Source organism: Flavobacterium movens (genome assembly GCF_039581425.1).
Taxonomy (GTDB): Bacteria; Bacteroidota; Bacteroidia; order Flavobacteriales; family Flavobacteriaceae; genus Flavobacterium; species Flavobacterium luteolum.
The window spans coordinates 37,668-54,376 of record NZ_JBCPXY010000015.1; the positions used below are offsets into that span (position 1 = coordinate 37,668).

At 33.6% G+C, this 16,709-nt stretch carries 13 protein-coding genes; 5 read left to right on the forward strand and 8 right to left on the reverse strand.

The window, feature by feature from the left end:
- Positions 1–23: 23 nt before the first annotated feature.
- From uvrA to AAYQ05_RS20990, 5 genes are all read right to left on the reverse strand, one after another.
- Complete coding sequence (uvrA, locus tag AAYQ05_RS20970) at positions 24–2,855, reverse strand: excinuclease ABC subunit UvrA (protein ID WP_343545217.1); 2,832 nt, start codon at positions 2,853–2,855, stop codon at positions 24–26.
- Positions 2,856–2,955: 100 nt separating this feature from the next.
- Positions 2,956–3,909, reverse strand: coding sequence for a Fic family protein (locus tag AAYQ05_RS20975; RefSeq protein WP_343545218.1), 954 nt, complete (start codon positions 3,907–3,909; stop codon positions 2,956–2,958).
- Positions 3,910–3,973: 64 nt separating this feature from the next.
- Positions 3,974–5,758, reverse strand: a complete 1,785-nt coding sequence (locus tag AAYQ05_RS20980) for a chloride channel protein (protein ID WP_281633170.1) — start codon at positions 5,756–5,758, stop codon at positions 3,974–3,976.
- Between the two features lie 73 nt (positions 5,759–5,831).
- The gene (ggt, locus tag AAYQ05_RS20985; RefSeq protein WP_343545219.1) at positions 5,832–7,520 is read right to left on the reverse strand and encodes a gamma-glutamyltransferase; all 1,689 of its coding nucleotides are present in this window, start codon (positions 7,518–7,520) and stop codon (positions 5,832–5,834) included.
- 21 nt (positions 7,521–7,541) lie between these two features.
- Positions 7,542–8,126 (reverse strand): acyl carrier protein phosphodiesterase, encoded by a 585-nt coding sequence (locus AAYQ05_RS20990; RefSeq protein WP_343545220.1) that lies wholly within the window; start codon positions 8,124–8,126, stop codon positions 7,542–7,544.
- A gap of 206 nt (positions 8,127–8,332) precedes the next feature.
- Between AAYQ05_RS20990 and glmM the strand changes: the two genes are divergently transcribed.
- Complete coding sequence (gene glmM / locus AAYQ05_RS20995) at positions 8,333–9,721, forward strand: phosphoglucosamine mutase (protein WP_198856239.1); 1,389 nt, start codon at positions 8,333–8,335, stop codon at positions 9,719–9,721.
- Between the two features lie 222 nt (positions 9,722–9,943).
- On the opposite strand, the gene AAYQ05_RS21000 is transcribed toward glmM, so the two are convergent.
- Positions 9,944–10,816 carry a lysophospholipid acyltransferase family protein gene (locus tag AAYQ05_RS21000; protein WP_111377205.1) on the reverse strand — a complete coding sequence of 291 codons (873 nt, stop codon included), beginning with the start codon at positions 10,814–10,816 and terminating at the stop codon, positions 9,944–9,946.
- Between the two features lie 120 nt (positions 10,817–10,936).
- Between AAYQ05_RS21000 and AAYQ05_RS21005 the strand changes: the two genes are divergently transcribed.
- Both AAYQ05_RS21005 and AAYQ05_RS21010 read left to right on the forward strand, forming a co-directional pair.
- Positions 10,937–11,575 (forward strand): rhomboid family intramembrane serine protease, encoded by a 639-nt coding sequence (locus AAYQ05_RS21005; RefSeq protein ID WP_343545222.1) that lies wholly within the window; start codon positions 10,937–10,939, stop codon positions 11,573–11,575.
- Between the two features lie 51 nt (positions 11,576–11,626).
- Positions 11,627–12,319, forward strand: a complete 693-nt coding sequence (locus AAYQ05_RS21010; protein ID WP_343545223.1) for an SIMPL domain-containing protein — start codon at positions 11,627–11,629, stop codon at positions 12,317–12,319.
- Between the two features lie 87 nt (positions 12,320–12,406).
- Here the strand turns inward: AAYQ05_RS21010 and AAYQ05_RS21015 are convergent, their stop codons facing one another.
- Entirely contained in the window at positions 12,407–13,777 is a 1,371-nt protein-coding gene (locus tag AAYQ05_RS21015; RefSeq protein ID WP_343545224.1) for a sensor histidine kinase, read from the reverse strand.
- A gap of 259 nt (positions 13,778–14,036) precedes the next feature.
- On the opposite strand from AAYQ05_RS21015, the gene AAYQ05_RS21020 reads away from it, so the two are divergent.
- Positions 14,037–15,026: a YheT family hydrolase gene (locus AAYQ05_RS21020; RefSeq protein WP_343545225.1), complete on the forward strand. Its 990-nt coding sequence runs from the start codon at positions 14,037–14,039 to the stop codon at positions 15,024–15,026.
- Between the two features lies 1 nt (position 15,027).
- Here the strand turns inward: AAYQ05_RS21020 and AAYQ05_RS21025 are convergent, their stop codons facing one another.
- Positions 15,028–15,795, reverse strand: a complete 768-nt coding sequence (locus AAYQ05_RS21025; protein WP_343545226.1) for a DUF2490 domain-containing protein — start codon at positions 15,793–15,795, stop codon at positions 15,028–15,030.
- A gap of 286 nt (positions 15,796–16,081) precedes the next feature.
- Between AAYQ05_RS21025 and AAYQ05_RS21030 the strand changes: the two genes are divergently transcribed.
- Positions 16,082–16,705 carry a TetR/AcrR family transcriptional regulator gene (locus AAYQ05_RS21030; protein WP_343545227.1) on the forward strand — a complete coding sequence of 208 codons (624 nt, stop codon included), beginning with the start codon at positions 16,082–16,084 and terminating at the stop codon, positions 16,703–16,705.
- Positions 16,706–16,709 lie beyond the last annotated feature (4 nt).

The window sequence follows — 16,709 nt, forward strand, 5'->3', positions numbered from 1 at the left end:
AAACTTTGACAAAGATATTCTTATTACTCTAGCTCTTTTTTCAAGAACTTAGCCGTATAACTCTTTTTGTTCTGAGCCACTTCTTCTGGAGTACCTTTAGCAACCAATTGTCCCCCGCCTTTTCCACCTTCTGGACCAATGTCAATAATATAATCGGCAAGTTTTATAACATCCATATTGTGTTCGATCACTAGAATGGTATTTCCTTTATCAACCAATTTATTGATTACTTCCATTAAAACGCGAATGTCTTCAAAGTGCAAACCTGTTGTTGGCTCATCTAGAATATAAAATGTATTTCCAGTATCTTTTTTAGACAATTCTCCCGCCAGTTTTATACGTTGCGCTTCACCGCCAGAAAGAGTTGTGCTTTGTTGACCAAGCGTAATATAACCTAAACCAACATCTTGAATGGTTTTGATTTTTCTGTAAATCTTCGGGATATTTTCAAAGAATGGAACAGCTTCATCAACCGTCATATCCAAAACATCAGAAATTGATTTTCCTTTATATCTAATTTCTAAAGTCTCTCTGTTGAAGCGTTTTCCTTGACAAGTTTCGCATTCTACATAAACGTCTGGTAAAAAGTTCATTTCTATTGTTCTTACACCAGAACCTTCACAGGTTTCGCAACGTCCGCCTTTTACATTAAAACTAAAACGCCCCGCTTTGTAACCACGAATCATACTTTCAGAAGTCATGGTAAACAGATTTCTGATTTCTGTGAAAACCTCCGTATAAGTTGCCGGATTCGAACGTGGTGTTCTTCCAATCGGACTTTGGTCAATATCAATAACTTTATCAATGTGTTCTAAACCTTCAATCTTTTTGTAAGGTTGCGGTTTTTTTACGCCATTAAAATAATACGCATTTAAAATAGGATAAAGCGTTTCATTAATCAAAGTAGATTTTCCGCTTCCAGAAACTCCCGTAACGCAGGTTAATTGCCCTAACGGAATTTCAATCGTAACGTTTTTAAGATTATTTCCTGTTGCACCAGTCAGTTTCAAGAATTTGCCATTTCCTTTTCTTCTTTTCTTCGGAATATCAAACTTCATTTTACCGTTCAAATATTGAGCGGTTATAGTGTCTGAAGCTAAAGTTTCTTTAGGAGTTCCTATACTGATGATTTCTCCACCGTATTTTCCTGCTTTTGGGCCAATATCAATTACATAATCAGCCGTTTCAATCATGTCTTTGTCATGTTCAACAACAATAACTGAGTTTCCGATATCGCGTAATTGTTCGAGAGAATGAATAAGTTTTTCATTATCTCTTTGGTGTAGACCAATACTTGGTTCGTCCAAAATATAAAGAACTCCAACCAGCTGAGAACCAATTTGAGTAGCAAGACGAATACGCTGTGCTTCACCACCAGAAAGGGATTTTGAACTTCGGCTTAAAGCCAGATAATTCAAACCAACATTCATCAGGAAGTTCAAACGGTCTTTGATTTCTTTTACCACTTCGGAAGCAATTAAAAGCTGTTTGTCTGTCAAATGGCTATTTAAATCTTGAAACCAAGCTGTTAAATCTGAAATATCCATATCACACAATTCGGTGATATTTTTTTCATTTACCCTAAAAAATAATGCTTCTTTTTTAAGACGCGAACCGTCGCAAACAGGGCAATTAATTTCGTCCATAAAATCTTTTGCCCAACGTTTTATGCTGGTTGTGGCACTTTCATCGTATTGATTTTTAATGAAATTAGAAATTCCCTCAAAATCAATTTTATATTCTCTCGTTACGCCGAGATCTTTTGAATTGATAGAAAATTTATCTTTTCCGCCATACAAAATCATTTGCATCGCTTCTTCCGGAATTTTCTCGATTGGATCGGTTATTTTAAATCCGAACTTTTCTCCAATGGTTTCCAATTGTTTAAAGATCCAAGAAGATTTATATTCGCCAAGAGGAGCAAAACCACCAGCTTTTATAGATAATTTCGGATTTGGAATAATCTTTTTAACGTTGATTTCGTGCACAGTTCCCAATCCGTTGCAATGAGGACAGGCTCCTTTTGGGGAGTTGAACGAAAATAAATTTGGTTCTGGATTTTGATATGAAATTCCTGTTGTAGGACACATTAAATTTCTACTGAAATAACGAACCTCATTAGAATCCTGATCTAAAATCATCAAGACATCTTCACCGTGATGCATCGCTGTATTGATACTTTCAGATAATCTTTTTTGAGTATCTGGATTGTCCTCAATCACCATTCTGTCCACCACAATTTCGATATCGTGCGTTTTGTAACGATCCAGTTTCATTCCGGCTACTAAATCCTGAACGTCCCCGTTTACACGAACTTTTAAGAATCCTTGTTTGGTAATCTGTTGGAAAAGCTCGGCATAATGACCTTTTCTGGCTTTAATAACTGGAGCAAGAATATTAATTCGTTTTCCATTATAATCCTGAATAATCAGATCTTTAATCTGTTCATCAGAATACGAAACCATTTTTTCGCCAGTGTTATAACTGTAGGCATCTGCGCCACGTGCGTATAAGAGCCTTAGGAAATCGTAAATTTCAGTAATAGTTCCAACTGTAGAACGCGGACTCTTACTTGTTGTTTTTTGTTCAATCGCGATTACAGGAGAAAGTCCATCTATTTTATCTACATCAGGACGTTCTAATCCGCCAAGGAATTGTCTGGCATATGCTGAAAAAGTTTCAACATAACGACGCTGACCTTCAGCATAAATAGTATCAAATGCCAAAGAAGATTTTCCAGAACCTGATAAACCAGTAATTACAACCAGTTTTTCACGCGGAATGGATATATCGATATTTTTTAGATTGTGAACTCTTGCACCAAGAACTTCAATAGTATTGTCTTTATCTAACATAATTTTGAGCAAAACGCAAAGTTACCACTTTGATTTGTTCTTTTAGTGCTCGATAGCAAAACTTTATGTTACAATTAGTAACAAAAAACGCTAGTTTAAACTAGCGTTTTCTTTTTCGGGTTGCCATGTAGTTTTCTATTGCTTCTTTGGTGGTGTACCAGTTTCGGCCTTCTTTGTAAGCATCAATTTTGCCTGTTCTGGCCAATAAACTTACATATTCCTGGCCGTAAGGTGTATTTGGTTCACTAACAATATTTTGAATAGATTGATAGTCATATGTGCTTCCTGGCATCGCACCTAGGTAAATATTGAGTGTTCTTTCGAGCGCTTGACACATTAAAAGGGTTAGCTTCTGATAATTACCATTATTAGCTTGATTAAGCGCTTCGTAATATTTTTTTCTGTCATTTTTAAGAATAATGGCTGGCGGAAAACCACATCGCATCAACAATAAATTCATGCTTAATCGAACTGTGCGCCCATTTCCATCAAAAAAAGGATGAATCCAGACTAATTTGTGATGATATATTGTTGCGAGTTCAATATCATTTAAACCAAACGGATTTGTATTAATAAACTCAATTAGTTCGTCTAGATAATCGGAGACTTTATTGGCATTTGGAGGCATAAAATTAGCACCTGAAATGCGAACTCCTCCGTTACGAATTCTTCCAGCAAAATCTTCTTCGATAGAGCGCATTACCAAACCATGAATAGAAAGAATGTCTATACTTCTTAGTTTGTAATTTTCATCTACAATAGAGTATAGGTAATCAATAGCTTTATCATGATTATGGGTTTCAAAATGTTCACGAAGTGATTTTCCTTTAATAGTAATTCCTTCTTGAATAACCATTTGAGTTTCTCTGAGACTGAGTGTATTTCCTTCAATGCTATTAGAATTATAAGTCCATTCTAGAGAAAGACTTTCTCTTATTTTATTCAAGGCAATATTGGGCAATGGTCTGCTGTTTTGCAGTTCTTGCCTTTTTTGGTACAATCGATCAAAGGTTGATTGAAATTCTTCTCGGTATGTTAGGTCAATATTAAACATAATCCTACAAAGATACTTCTTAATATCGGATAAATGAAATTTTTAACGTATCCGATATTAAAGATTATTCAATCGTCATAGAACGAAGTTTTGTTCTATAAGCTTCAAGTGCTATCGATTTTGAAATGAATCCGTGGTATTTTCCATCTCTTAGAACAGGTAGAAAAGCAGATTTGGTAGTTTCAAATTTACGCATTACGATTTCCATACTGTCTAGTGTAGAAATTGTAGCAGCTGGCGCTTTCATTACATCTCTAATGAAAGTATATTTTACGCGGTAAGAATTAAATATAATTTCTCGAATATCGTTAAAATGAACTACTCCGACCAAATCTTTATCATTGTTTACAACTGCAAAAACCACTTGGTTAGAATGCGAAATTAAGTCTACCAATTTGCTCATGTTTTCATCTGGATGAACAGTTAGATAATCGCATTGAATAATGGAATCGATGTCTAAAGTCGATAAAATATTAGAATCTTTATTGCTTGTAAAGGCATGGCCTTTTTTTGCTAATCCTTTTACGTCAAGCGAATATTTTTCAAAACGTTTAGAAATGGCAAAACTTATGGAAGAAACAATCATTAGCGGAATCATTAATCCGTAACCTCCTGTAATTTCTGCAATTAAGAAGATTGCAGTTAAAGGCGCGTGAAATAAACCACTTAAAATTCCAGCCATTCCGACCATAGTGAAATTACTGATAGGAAGTTTTGATAGACCTATCATCGTAACTAGTTTAGAGAAGAAATATCCTAAATACGATCCTAAGAATAGAGAAGGAGCGAAGTTTCCTCCATTTCCACCGCTTCCTAGGGTTAATCCTGAAGCAAATACTTTAACCATCATAGTGGCTCCAATAAATAAAAGTAAGACCCACTGATTATTTCTGAAATCAGCAAATAATGTGTTGTCTAATAGTTTTCCAGGATCGGTTTCAGATAAGGTTTTGATGCTTTCGTATCCCTCACCAAACAGGGTCGGAAAAATAAAAATTAATAAAGCTAATAGGGATGAACCAATTAAAGCTTTTCTGTAAGGATTGATTTGCTGTTTCGCAAAATAATGCTCTACTCTCTGGAAATTTCTTGAATAGTAAATTGCTGCTAATCCAGTAAGCACACCTAAAATAACATAAAATGGAATGTTGTGATAATCAAATGTTTCTTGTTTTTTGAAACTTAAAAGAATGCTTTCATCCAAAACAATTGCTGAAACCAAAGCACCTGTTGCGGCAGAAATCATAATTGGAGTAAAAGCAGAAATACTAACATCTACCAATAAAACTTCAATAGCAAAAAGAACTCCTGCAATTGGGGCGTTAAATGCTGCTGCGATTCCAGCCGCAACTCCGCATCCAATTAATAAAGTTCGATCCTTATACTGCATCTTATAATTCTGGGCATAATTTGAACCAAATGCTGCTCCAGTAATTACGATTGGACTCTCTAAACCTGCAGAACCTCCTAAACCTACCGTTAACGAACTTGTCACAATTTGGGCATACATCTGCTTTCTCGGAATAATACTAGCTTTTTTGGCAACTGCATATAAGATTTGTGAAGTTCCTTTTTGAATACTTCCATTAAGAACTTTATTTACTACAAAAACCGTTAATGTAATACCGATGATAGGCAGAATACTGTTAATGAAACTCAATTTCAGGATTCCATTAATATAGGTGGCAAAAGAGAATACGCTATGTGCGAAAGTTTTAAGCACGATAACCGCAAGGGAACAAGATATTCCGATAAGAACGCTTGACAAAAAAAGAAACTGCTTTGGAGTCATTAAGGATTGTGCCAAAGCAATGATGCTTTCGAGTCTTCTGAAATATTTTTTTAGCATTCTGTTTTAAAATTATCGTTCTTACAAAATTAGTTTATAATGTTAGATTAAAAAAATAAAAAACTGAGAACTCTTAAAAACCAACGGCTTTATCGTCGCCTCGAAAGTCAGCTCCTCCTTCTAATTTATTGTCAGGTAAAACCAAAATAGCATCTACTTTTCCTATAATTGGAGTTGGTTTTTCGTTGATAATATAACTTTTAGCTTTAAGGTTATCTATGGTTTTGGATGCAAAAGTATTAGGCTCGAAAGTAATTAAATCTGGAAGCCACTGATGATGAAAACGAGGAGCATTAACTGCTTCTTGCATGCTTAAATTATATTCGTAAACGTTTAAAATAGTCTGTAAAACTGAAGTTATAATAGTTGAACCTCCCGGTGTTCCAACTACCATAAAAAGTTTTCCGTTTTTTTCTACAATTGTTGGCGTCATAGAACTTAGCATTCGTTTTTGCGGAGCGATGCTGTTGGCTTCATTTCCAACCAGACCAAACATATTTGGAGAACCAGGTTTAGCACTAAAATCGTCCATTTCATTATTTAAAAAGAAACCAAGTTCATCACAATAATATTTAGAACCATAACCATCATTTAAGGTTGTTGTCGCAGCAATAGCATTTCCGAATTGGTCTACAATCGAATAATGTGTTGTTTCTGTACTTTCGGCATAATTTACTTTTCCTTCTTTTATTTCGCTAGACAAAGTTGCTTTTTCCGGATTAAAACTGGCCATTCTTTCATGAAGATAGTTTTCATTTAATAATTCTTTCATCGGAATTTTGACAAAATCTGGATCGCCTAAAAAATAGCTTCTATCGGCATAAGCTCTTCTTTCAGCTTCAACAATTACCTGAATTGCTTCTGCAGAATTATGTCCCATTTTGGCTAAATCATAAGGCTCTAGCATTTTTAAGATTTGAGCTAAACAGATTCCGCCGCTGCTTGGCGGAGCCATTGAAGTGATTTTTAAATCTTTATAAGTAAATTGTAAAGGTTTTCTCCATTTGGTTTCATATTTGGCTAAATCTTGCATGGTAATAATACCGCCTTTTTCCTTAAGATAATTGACTAAGATTTTTGCCGTTTCACCTTTATAAAATTCGTTTCTTCCTTTTTTCTGAATTCTTTTTAAAGTTTTGGCTAAAGCTGGATATTTGATGGTATCGTTTTCTTTGTAAGCTTTTGATGCTGGAGAATCCTCTCCGTTTATTTTTACAATGCTTTCATGATAATCCTTTAAGCTTTTCTCTTGTTTTTTGGTCACTACAACACCTCTTTCTGCTAAAGCAATTACGGGCTCAAGAATTTTAGAAATAGGCATTGTGCCGTATTTTTTATGTACAGCAAAAACACCTGCAATAGTTCCTGGAACGCCAATGGCAAGTGCTGTTTGAGTGCTTTTTCCTTTTATAACATTTCCTTCACTATCTAAAAACATATCTTTTGTAGCAGCTAGCGGCGCTTTTTCGCGATAATCCAAAGAACCGACTTCGCCATTAGCTTTTCTATACACCATAAATCCGCCACCGCCTATATTTCCCGCAAACGGAAAAGCAACTGCAAGAGCTAGCTCTGTTCCAACCATAGCATCAAAAGCATTTCCGCCTTTTTTCATAATATCAGAACCAATTTTTGAAGCTTCTTCGCGAGCTGAAACTACCATTGCTTTTGTAACTACCAATCCAGTCGGATTTGGAGTTGTCTGTTGTGCATTACTGGTGCTTATATATAAAAGAGCGATTAAAATCGTAATTTTTTTCATGTGTAATAAAATTAAATTGACTTAAAGAAAGAGTAGTTTTTCTTGAGCCTTCTTTCTCATTTCCTCAAAAAAAAGTGTGAATTCTTTTTCAAATTCGTCATAAAATTCAGTAAGCTCTTCAACGGCATACTGCATCTGCGAAGTATTTTTAGACCTTCTATCCATTTGGGTCAAAATGTTCTGGATTCCTTCAGTGGTTCGATAACTCAAAAGCCAGTTTCTTTCAATCATATAAGGCATTAAACCTTGCGTTTTTTCGGTTAAAATATCATAATTATCGTGTAAGGAATTGTAAAAACGTTTCACAAAAAGCGCTAATTCTTCATCAGAATATTGTGTCCAGTTTTTAGCTAAGAAATGATCGTAAACGATATCTACAATAACTCCCGCATAATGATGGTATCGCTCATGAAGGCGTTTGGTGCTTTTTCTAAAGATATCATGAGAATCGGTATAAGTGTCAATGAATCGATGCAGTAAAATTCCCTTTTGTACATCTTCAGGAAAATGTTCAAACTGTTTACCGCGAATTCCATCCGCCATAAAATTCCCGATTTTAATTAAATCATTGTCTCCAGAAAGATATATATGGGCTAAGAAATTCATTTTTTTAAGGTTTCTAAGAATCTAAATGCTGTCAAGATTCTAAGTTATTTAGTAAATGTATAAAAACTTTTTTAAATCATTTTGTTATAAAAACGACAAGATGCAAGTGGGTTCTTACAGGTTAAATTTGAAATCTTAGAAACTTAGCACTTTAGTAACTCAGTAACTTTTTTATATTTGTAAAAAAATAACCCTAACTCATTAAAATGACTCTAATAAAATCTATTTCTGGAATCCGCGGAACGATCGGAGGAAAAGTAGGAGATAATTTAACTCCTGTTGATGCTGTAAAATTTGCATCAGCATACGGAACTTTCTTAAAAAATAATATTGCTAAAGATAAATTGACAGTTGTAATTGGCCGTGATGCTAGAATTTCTGGACCAATGATTCATAATTTAGTAGTTAATACTTTAATTGGTTTAGGAATCGATGTAATCGATCTTGGACTTTCTACAACGCCAACTGTTGAAGTGGCTGTTCCTTTGGAAAAAGCTGACGGCGGAATTATCTTAACAGCATCTCATAATCCAAAGCAATGGAATGCTTTAAAATTATTAAATGCTAAAGGTGAGTTTTTAAGTGGAGCTGACGGAGCAAAAATCCTTGAAATTGCTGAAGCTGAAGCTTTTGATTTTTCTGATGTAGACAGTTTGGGTGAAGTTATTTCTAATGACGCTTACATGGATATTCATATCGATGAAGTTTTAAACTTGCCATTGGTTGATATCGAAGCTGTTAAAGAAGCTAAATTTAAAGTGGTGGTTGATGGTGTAAACTCTTCTGGAGGAATTATTATTCCGAAACTGCTAAAATTAATGGGAGTTGAAGTGGTTGAATTGTACTGCGAACCAAACGGACATTTTCCTCATAACCCAGAACCTTTAAAAGAGCATTTAACTGATATTTCTGAGCTTGTTGTAAAAGAAAAAGCTGATTTTGGTATAGTAGTAGATCCAGATGTAGATCGTTTGGCTTTTATCAGTGAAGACGGTGAAATGTTTGGTGAAGAATATACTTTGGTTGCCTGTGCAGATTATGTTTTAAGCAAAACTCCAGGAAATACAGTTTCTAATATGTCATCTTCTCGTGCTTTAAGAGATGTTACTAAAGCGCATGGCGGAAGCTACGAAGCAAGTGCAGTAGGAGAGGTGAATGTGGTAGAATTAATGAAGAAAAACAATGCGATTATTGGTGGTGAAGGTAATGGCGGAATCATCTATCCTGAGTTGCACTACGGACGTGATAGCTTGGTTGGAGTTGCCTTATTTTTAACGCATTTAGCAAATAAAAAAATGCCGGTTTCTGCTTTGAGAGCTTCTTATCCAGAATATTACATGAGTAAGAATAAAATTGAATTGACTCCGCAAATTGATGTTGATGCGATTTTAACTCAAATGACAGAGAAATACAAAAACGAAGATATCTCGACAATTGACGGTGTAAAAATTGATTTTGCAACAGAGTGGGTTCATTTAAGAAAATCAAACACAGAACCAATTATTCGTATTTATACTGAAGCGCCTTCTCAAGATGCAGCAGATAAATTAGCACTAAGAATTATTGATGAGATTAAAGTAATTGCTGGAATTTAATATTTCAGTCTTTAAATAAAAAAAGCCTCTTTGGAAATTTCTAAAGAGGCTTTTTCTGTTTGATTGTATTTATATTAACACATAGCAACATAGCTTTTTGGAACTTATTAAAGGCGTTTCACTTTGAATAAATACACATAGAGCTATGTGTTAAAGCTAGCTTTTTCTTTAATCTTAAAACAAAACAATAAAATTCTATGTTTCTATGTGTTAAAATTAAATTTATTCAATTCTGTGTTTCCATCTTTTGTGTGTCCACAAATAAAATTCTGGAGCTTCTAGAATTTGTTTTTCTACTTCTTTAAGATACATTTCAGTGATTTTAAAGTTTTCAAATTCTTTAGGATTATCAGCAAGAGGAATAAATGTAGCCTCATAATATCCTCTTCTAACCTTTTTAACCTCCACAAAAAGTACAGCCAAATCATATTTTTTGGCTAATGTTTCGGCACCCGTATGCACAGGAACTTCAACACCCATAAATTTCATCGAATGAAAAATCCTTTCCATCTTTGGCGATTGGTCGCTTGCTAAACCATAAAGGCTTAAAATGCCTTCTCGCTGGTTTTTTGCCATTGTTGGAATTGCTTTTCTGGTTTCAATCATCTCGGTGTTGTATTTAGAGCGGATTTTTCGAATTAATCTATCAAAATAAGGGTTAGCCAGCCTTTTGTAAACAGCAACTCCTTGAAATCCAAGTTTAGGATTAATGGTTAAGAGCCACTCATAACTTGCATAATGTGAAGCCACAAGAATCACGCTTTTTCCTCTTTTAGCATAATCAAGTACAAGATCAATGTTTGTTACATGAAATCTTCTTTCCATTTCCTCAGGAGACATGCTCATGGTTTTTACCATTTCTAGAAACAGGTCACACATATGTTTGTAGAATTTTTTTTCGATCACTTTTCTTTCAGCATCATTTAAATGAGGTAAAGTAAGTGCCAAGTTTTCACGCACTACTTTTTTACGATACCCGATAACTCTGTATACCAAAAAGCAGACAAAATCTGAGAATAAGTAGAATATCGGAAATGGTAATATAGAGATAAGCCAAAGTAGAGGATAGGCCAAAATATAAACAAGAAACTGCATGTAAATTTTTTTTACAAAGATAAATTAAAAATGATTAACGACTGCTATTTTGCTTTCGTGCTAACTTATCTTTAAGAATGATTATATTTACAATTCTGAATTCACAATATACTATTACTTATGAATATTATTTTAATAGCGATTATCGTTGCGAACGTTGTTATTAGTTACAAGGGATTTAACGATCTTTATTTTTTTAGAAAATACGAATTTCATGTAGGAAGTATTCGCTCTGGAGAACAGATCAGAATGCTGTCTTCGGGCTTTTTGCATGTAGACATGATGCATTTAATTTTTAATATGCTGACTTTGTATTTTTTTGCCCCCGTTGTTTTAAACTGGCTCGGAAATTTTTCTTTTGTTTTGGTCTATTTCGGAAGTTTAATTTTCGGAAGCCTTCTTACTATGTTATTCCATAAAAACGATTATAGCTATAGAGCCGTTGGAGCATCTGGCGCTGTAACCGGAGTTTTGTATTCGGCAATATTGCTGCAACCTGACATGACGCTTGGAATATTTTTTATCATCCCGATGCCTGCTTATCTTTTCGGAATTTTGTATTTATTATACTCAATTTATGGAATGAAAGCCAAAAATGACAATATTGGGCATACAGCGCACTTTGGGGGCGCTATAGGTGGGTATTTGATCACTTTGATAAAAATGCCATCATTAATTACAGACCATACAATGATGGTGATCCTCCTTGCAATACCAATTTTGATACTTTTTGGAATGGCAAAATTGGGGAAATTGTAATGTTGGCACAACTTTTGAAAAGTTTCAATTAAACATTAAAATATAACAAAAATGAAAAAACTAGTATTATTTTTAACAATCATGTTTATGACTATGTCTTACGGCCAAGAAATCAAACAAGTTCCTCTAATCAATGTTAACGGGGAAGGAAAAGTAAAAGTAGCACCTGATCAGGTTTGTATTTCAGCTTCGGTTGAAACAAAAGGGAATGATGCTAAAGACGTCAAAAAGCAAAATGACGAAAAGATGGATGCTGTTCTAAAATTCATCAAAAAAATGAATATCCCAACAGCAGATTTCAAAACAAAACAAGTAGCTCTAAATCCACAGTACGATTACGAGAAAAAGAAAACTTCTTATAATGCTACACAAACTGTAGAAATCGTAGTAAAAGATTTGGCTAAGTATGATGAGTTAATGGAAGGTTTGGTTCAGCAAGGAATCAACAGAATCGACAAAGTTTCTTTTGAAACATCTAAATTAGCGCAATACGAATCTGAAGCTAGAAAATTGGCGATGAAAGATGCTAAAACAAAAGCAGAAGAGTACGTTTCAGTTTTAGGGCAAAAAGTAGGTAAGGCGTTTACAATTTCTGATAACTCTCAAATTTACCGTCCACAGCCAATGTACGCAGCTATGAGAATGAAAGAAGCAGACTCAATGGGAGGAGCTGCAAACGAAACTTTAGCAATTGGCGAAATCGAAATTACAGCAAATGTTAGTGTGAGTTTTGTATTAGACTAAACTTTTCTAAATTCTAATAATAAAAATCCAAATTCCAATTCAAACTGGGATTTGGATTTTTTTTTGTTCAAGATTGAAATTTGGATTTTAATTTAAAAGTAGTGGAAGTGTAAATTTAAATGAACTTCCTTTCCCCATTTCACTTTCTACCCAAATGGTTCCTTCATGAATACTTACGAACTCTTTACAAAGCAACAATCCTAGTCCGCTTCCAAGTTCATTTTCTGTTCCTTTCTGCAATACCTTTCCGTTAATTTTAAATAACTTTTCTTTTATCGCGTCTGGAACTCCGATTCCGTTATCTGTAATAGAAATTTCCACTTTTTGATTTGCTTTCAGCAGTTTGACTTTAACCTCGCCGTTTTTGTCCGTAAATTTTATGGCATTGCTCAGCAGATTTCGTAAAATCGTACTGATCATATTTTGGTCAGCTGCCGTTTCTACAAGTTCGTCCGATTCAAATAAGATTGAAATATTTTTATTTAAAGCCACATTTTTACTCAATTCGATATTCTCCTCGATTAAAGCATTTAGCAATATGTTTTTAGGATTAAAAGTAATCATTCCGGTTTGGACACGCGACCATTCCAATAAGTTTTCAAGCAATTTGTAAATGTTCTTATTTGAATCATGCAGCATTTCCGATATTTCCTTAATTTCTTCACGGCTGTATTGATCTATATTTTCAAGCAAAATTTCAGATAATGAAACCGATGATCCTAAAGGACCTCTTAAATCGTGAGAAATAATAGAGAAAAATTGGTTTTTATCGCTTAAAAGCTTTTTGATTTTATTATCCTGTCTTTCTTTCACCAAAAGCAAAAAACCTACGATTCCAATTAAAGTCAAAAGAAATAGGCAAATGCTGTACAAGCTATCCAGAGTGTCATTTGAAATAATTAAATTTTGGGGATAAAGATACCTGTGAACCGCTCTTATTGCGATTAAAACTTCAAATGCCATATAACACATAACATAGAAAGTCTTAAAAAAGCTTTTTTCTTTTTCTGTAAAATAAGTTATAGTAGGCAATAAATAAATGGCAAATATACCAACGCCACCAATTATTACTCGAGTATTCATGCTTGCATCAAAAAGCGTAGCAATATTAAAAAATAATATTGCTACAGAGGTAATGGCAATCTGGATCTGAAAAAGTCTCTTTGCTTGCGCTTTAATGAGCGATAACATGGCGATCGTTTCAAAGCAGCAGGCTCCAAAAATCATGGAATTGGCAATATTGATAGAAACAAAATCTGGAATAATATTGCGTAAAAGAGCCATTATCCAAGCGAGCGTAAGTATTAATTTGCCTAACCCAAACCATTTTAGTATTTTCTTATTATCGCTAGTGGCATACGAAAAAGAAAAACTAAAAATAAGGATGCAGGTAAAAAAATTACCCCAGAAATAAAGTTGAAAAATAGTTTTTGGATCTACTTGTAAAAGTTCAAACATTTATTGGATTTTGCTTTTTAGAAATCGATTTTACAAATATACGAATAAAGTAAACATTCAAACCCGCTATGAGCGTACGCAGGGCGCTGTTTCTCTATATTTAACAGTTAATTTTCAGTTGAATCTGTTTTTGTATTCTAAGGTTTTTTTAAATTTACATAGAGATAAATTATCTGAAAAAGAGAGAAAAATAAAATTAAGAATTAATTTACATATTGATTTCTTAGATTTGTAATAAGTACCATAAAAACGCTTTGTTATGCCACTAATTGAACAATCAGAATATATTTCTCCTTCTATTATTCATCGCAATAGGCATGTTTCTACTATTTATGCTGCTTTGTTTAAAAAATTTGAAGTTCCAAAATATACAAGAGATAAGCATGAGTTAAATGATGGTGATTTTATCAATATCGACTATATTCTAAATGACTCTAAGAAAGCAGTTATTTTATGCCACGGCTTAGAAGGAGATTCGCGCAGAACGTATAATAACAGTTGTGCAGCCTATTTTCTGCAAAAAGGGTTTTCGGTTTTTGCTTGGAACAATCGTACTTGTGGCGGAGAAATGAATCGTCTTCCGAGACTGTATCATCATGGCGCAATTGACGATCTTGATGAAGTGGTTCAGTTTGCATTGCAAAAAGGATTTGAAGATATTTATTTAATAGGATATTCAATGGGAGGTGTTCAGCTTCTTAATTATTTAGGATGGACAAAAATCGATGAACGTATAAAAGCAGCGGTTTCTATTTCTGTTCCTACTCATATTGCGACAAGCGCAGAAGTGCTTAAGCAAGGTTTTAACAGAGTGTATTTAAAGAATTTTACAATAGATATTAAGAAGAAACTGAAATACAAAGCTGCACAATTTCCTGATTTTATCAACCGTGATCAAATTGATAATATTTCAACTTTTGATGAAGTAGATCAATATTTTACGGCTCCCTTGCATGGATTTGCAAGCCGTGATGATTATTACGAACGTGTTTCTCCAGAGTTTTCACTTAAAGATATTACTACTCCGGTTTTGATTATAAATTCGCTAGACGATCCTTTTTTGGGCGAAAGATGCTATCCGAGAACTATCGCCAAAAACAGTGCATTTGTTTATTTGGAAACTCCAAAATATGGTGGACATTGTGCTTTTCCACTTCGTGATTCTGAATATTCTTATGCCGAGAAAAGAGCTTTTGAGTTTTTTGAATCTTTCAAATCTAATGATACTTTGAATTTAGGGAATCTTTAATTTATTCATCTCCAGAATTCTCAATCTCAGAAGGCGCTTTTTTTCTAATGCTAGTACTCAGATAAAAAAACAATCGTATCGTGTGATTCATATCATATTGATAGCCAGAATATTTTTGCTGATAGACATTCATATATCCAAAATCATAACTCCATTTAGGATTGATATTTTTTTTGATTCCGATAAAAAATCGATTTTGATCAAAAGTATTGTAAACAACTTCTTCTCCAAAATGCAGTAAAATTTCATCTGAAAGGACCATTTGAGGCCACGATTTTTTATCGGAAATTCGGAAAGTGAAACTCATCAGATAGCGAATTCTATCGGTAAAGCGCCAATCGCCACTGGATTTATCATTGACGATTTTTTCCTGCCAGCGCTGTTCATTTCGCAAACGTTGCAAAATGCTTACATTTCCAAATTTTGTATTTAACTGAGCCTGCTGATAAATTCTGTTTTCATCCGAAAAAGTACTCCAATCGGTATTTGATGGAGCAAGCCACATGTGCGCATATCCTAGATTTAGAGAAATGTTTGAATTTGGTATATAACTGATACCGCCTCTTATAAAATAAAAACTCGGATCGGAAACAAAATCATTTCGCCTGATATGAAAATCACCAATCACACCCCAATGATCTGCAAATTTGGTCACCGTATTGATAGAAACCCAGGTCTGAAGCTGTTGGTTAATGTCTTTTTTTTGAGTTTGTCCTAATATGCTTAAAGAGAACAATATAATTAGCAATCTGATAAAATTGTTTTTCATATTAAAAACGCTAGAAATTAGTTAAAAATAAATTTCTTTTGAATCAGTCTAAGGCAATTATGGAAACAATTAGTACAAGTAAAGATATTGTTTTTTAATGAGAATATTTGAATTAAACAAGAAGTTTAATGCTCTTTAAATCAGTATTTTGTGTTTTTATTTTTGGAGTTTAAAAATGTTTTTAGCTAATTGTTTTTATATATTAATCAAAATATTTAATCATTTGATTAAAATTATTGTTTAAAGTATTTTAAAATAATTTATATTTGTATGTAAATTATTAGAAATGAGTGTTTCAGAGAAAAAAGATTCAACTACAGAAGAAAAAATAAAAACGGCGGCCAAAACTGTTTTTTATAAAAAAGGCTTTTCAGCAACCCGAACGAGAGATATTGCCGAAGAAGCCGATTTGAATCTTGCTTTGCTTAATTATTATTTTAGAAGTAAGGCTAAACTTTTTGAAATCATAATGACCGAAACTTTATCTGGTTTTATTGGAAGTATGAAAGTGATTTTGAATGATGAAAAAACTTCTTTGGAGCAAAAAGTGCAAATTATTGCCGAGCGATATATTGATTTCATCAGCGTAGAACCAGAAATTCCAACCTTTATTTTAACTGAAATCCGCAATAATCCAGAAGGACTTTTAAAGAGACTGCCAATTAAAGAAATCGTGAATGAATCGTTTTTTATTCAGCAATTTCAGAAAGCAGTTCAAAATAAAGAAATAGCAGAGCCGAATCCGTTGCATTTTATAATGAATGTAATGGGATTAGTGGTTTTTCCATTTATAGCAAAACCAATAATTATGGGAAGTAAAAATCTTGAAATTTCTCAGTTTCATGCTTTAATGCAAGAGCGTAAGAAAAAAATTCCAATATGGATTAAAATGATGTTTACAGCTGTCTAATACT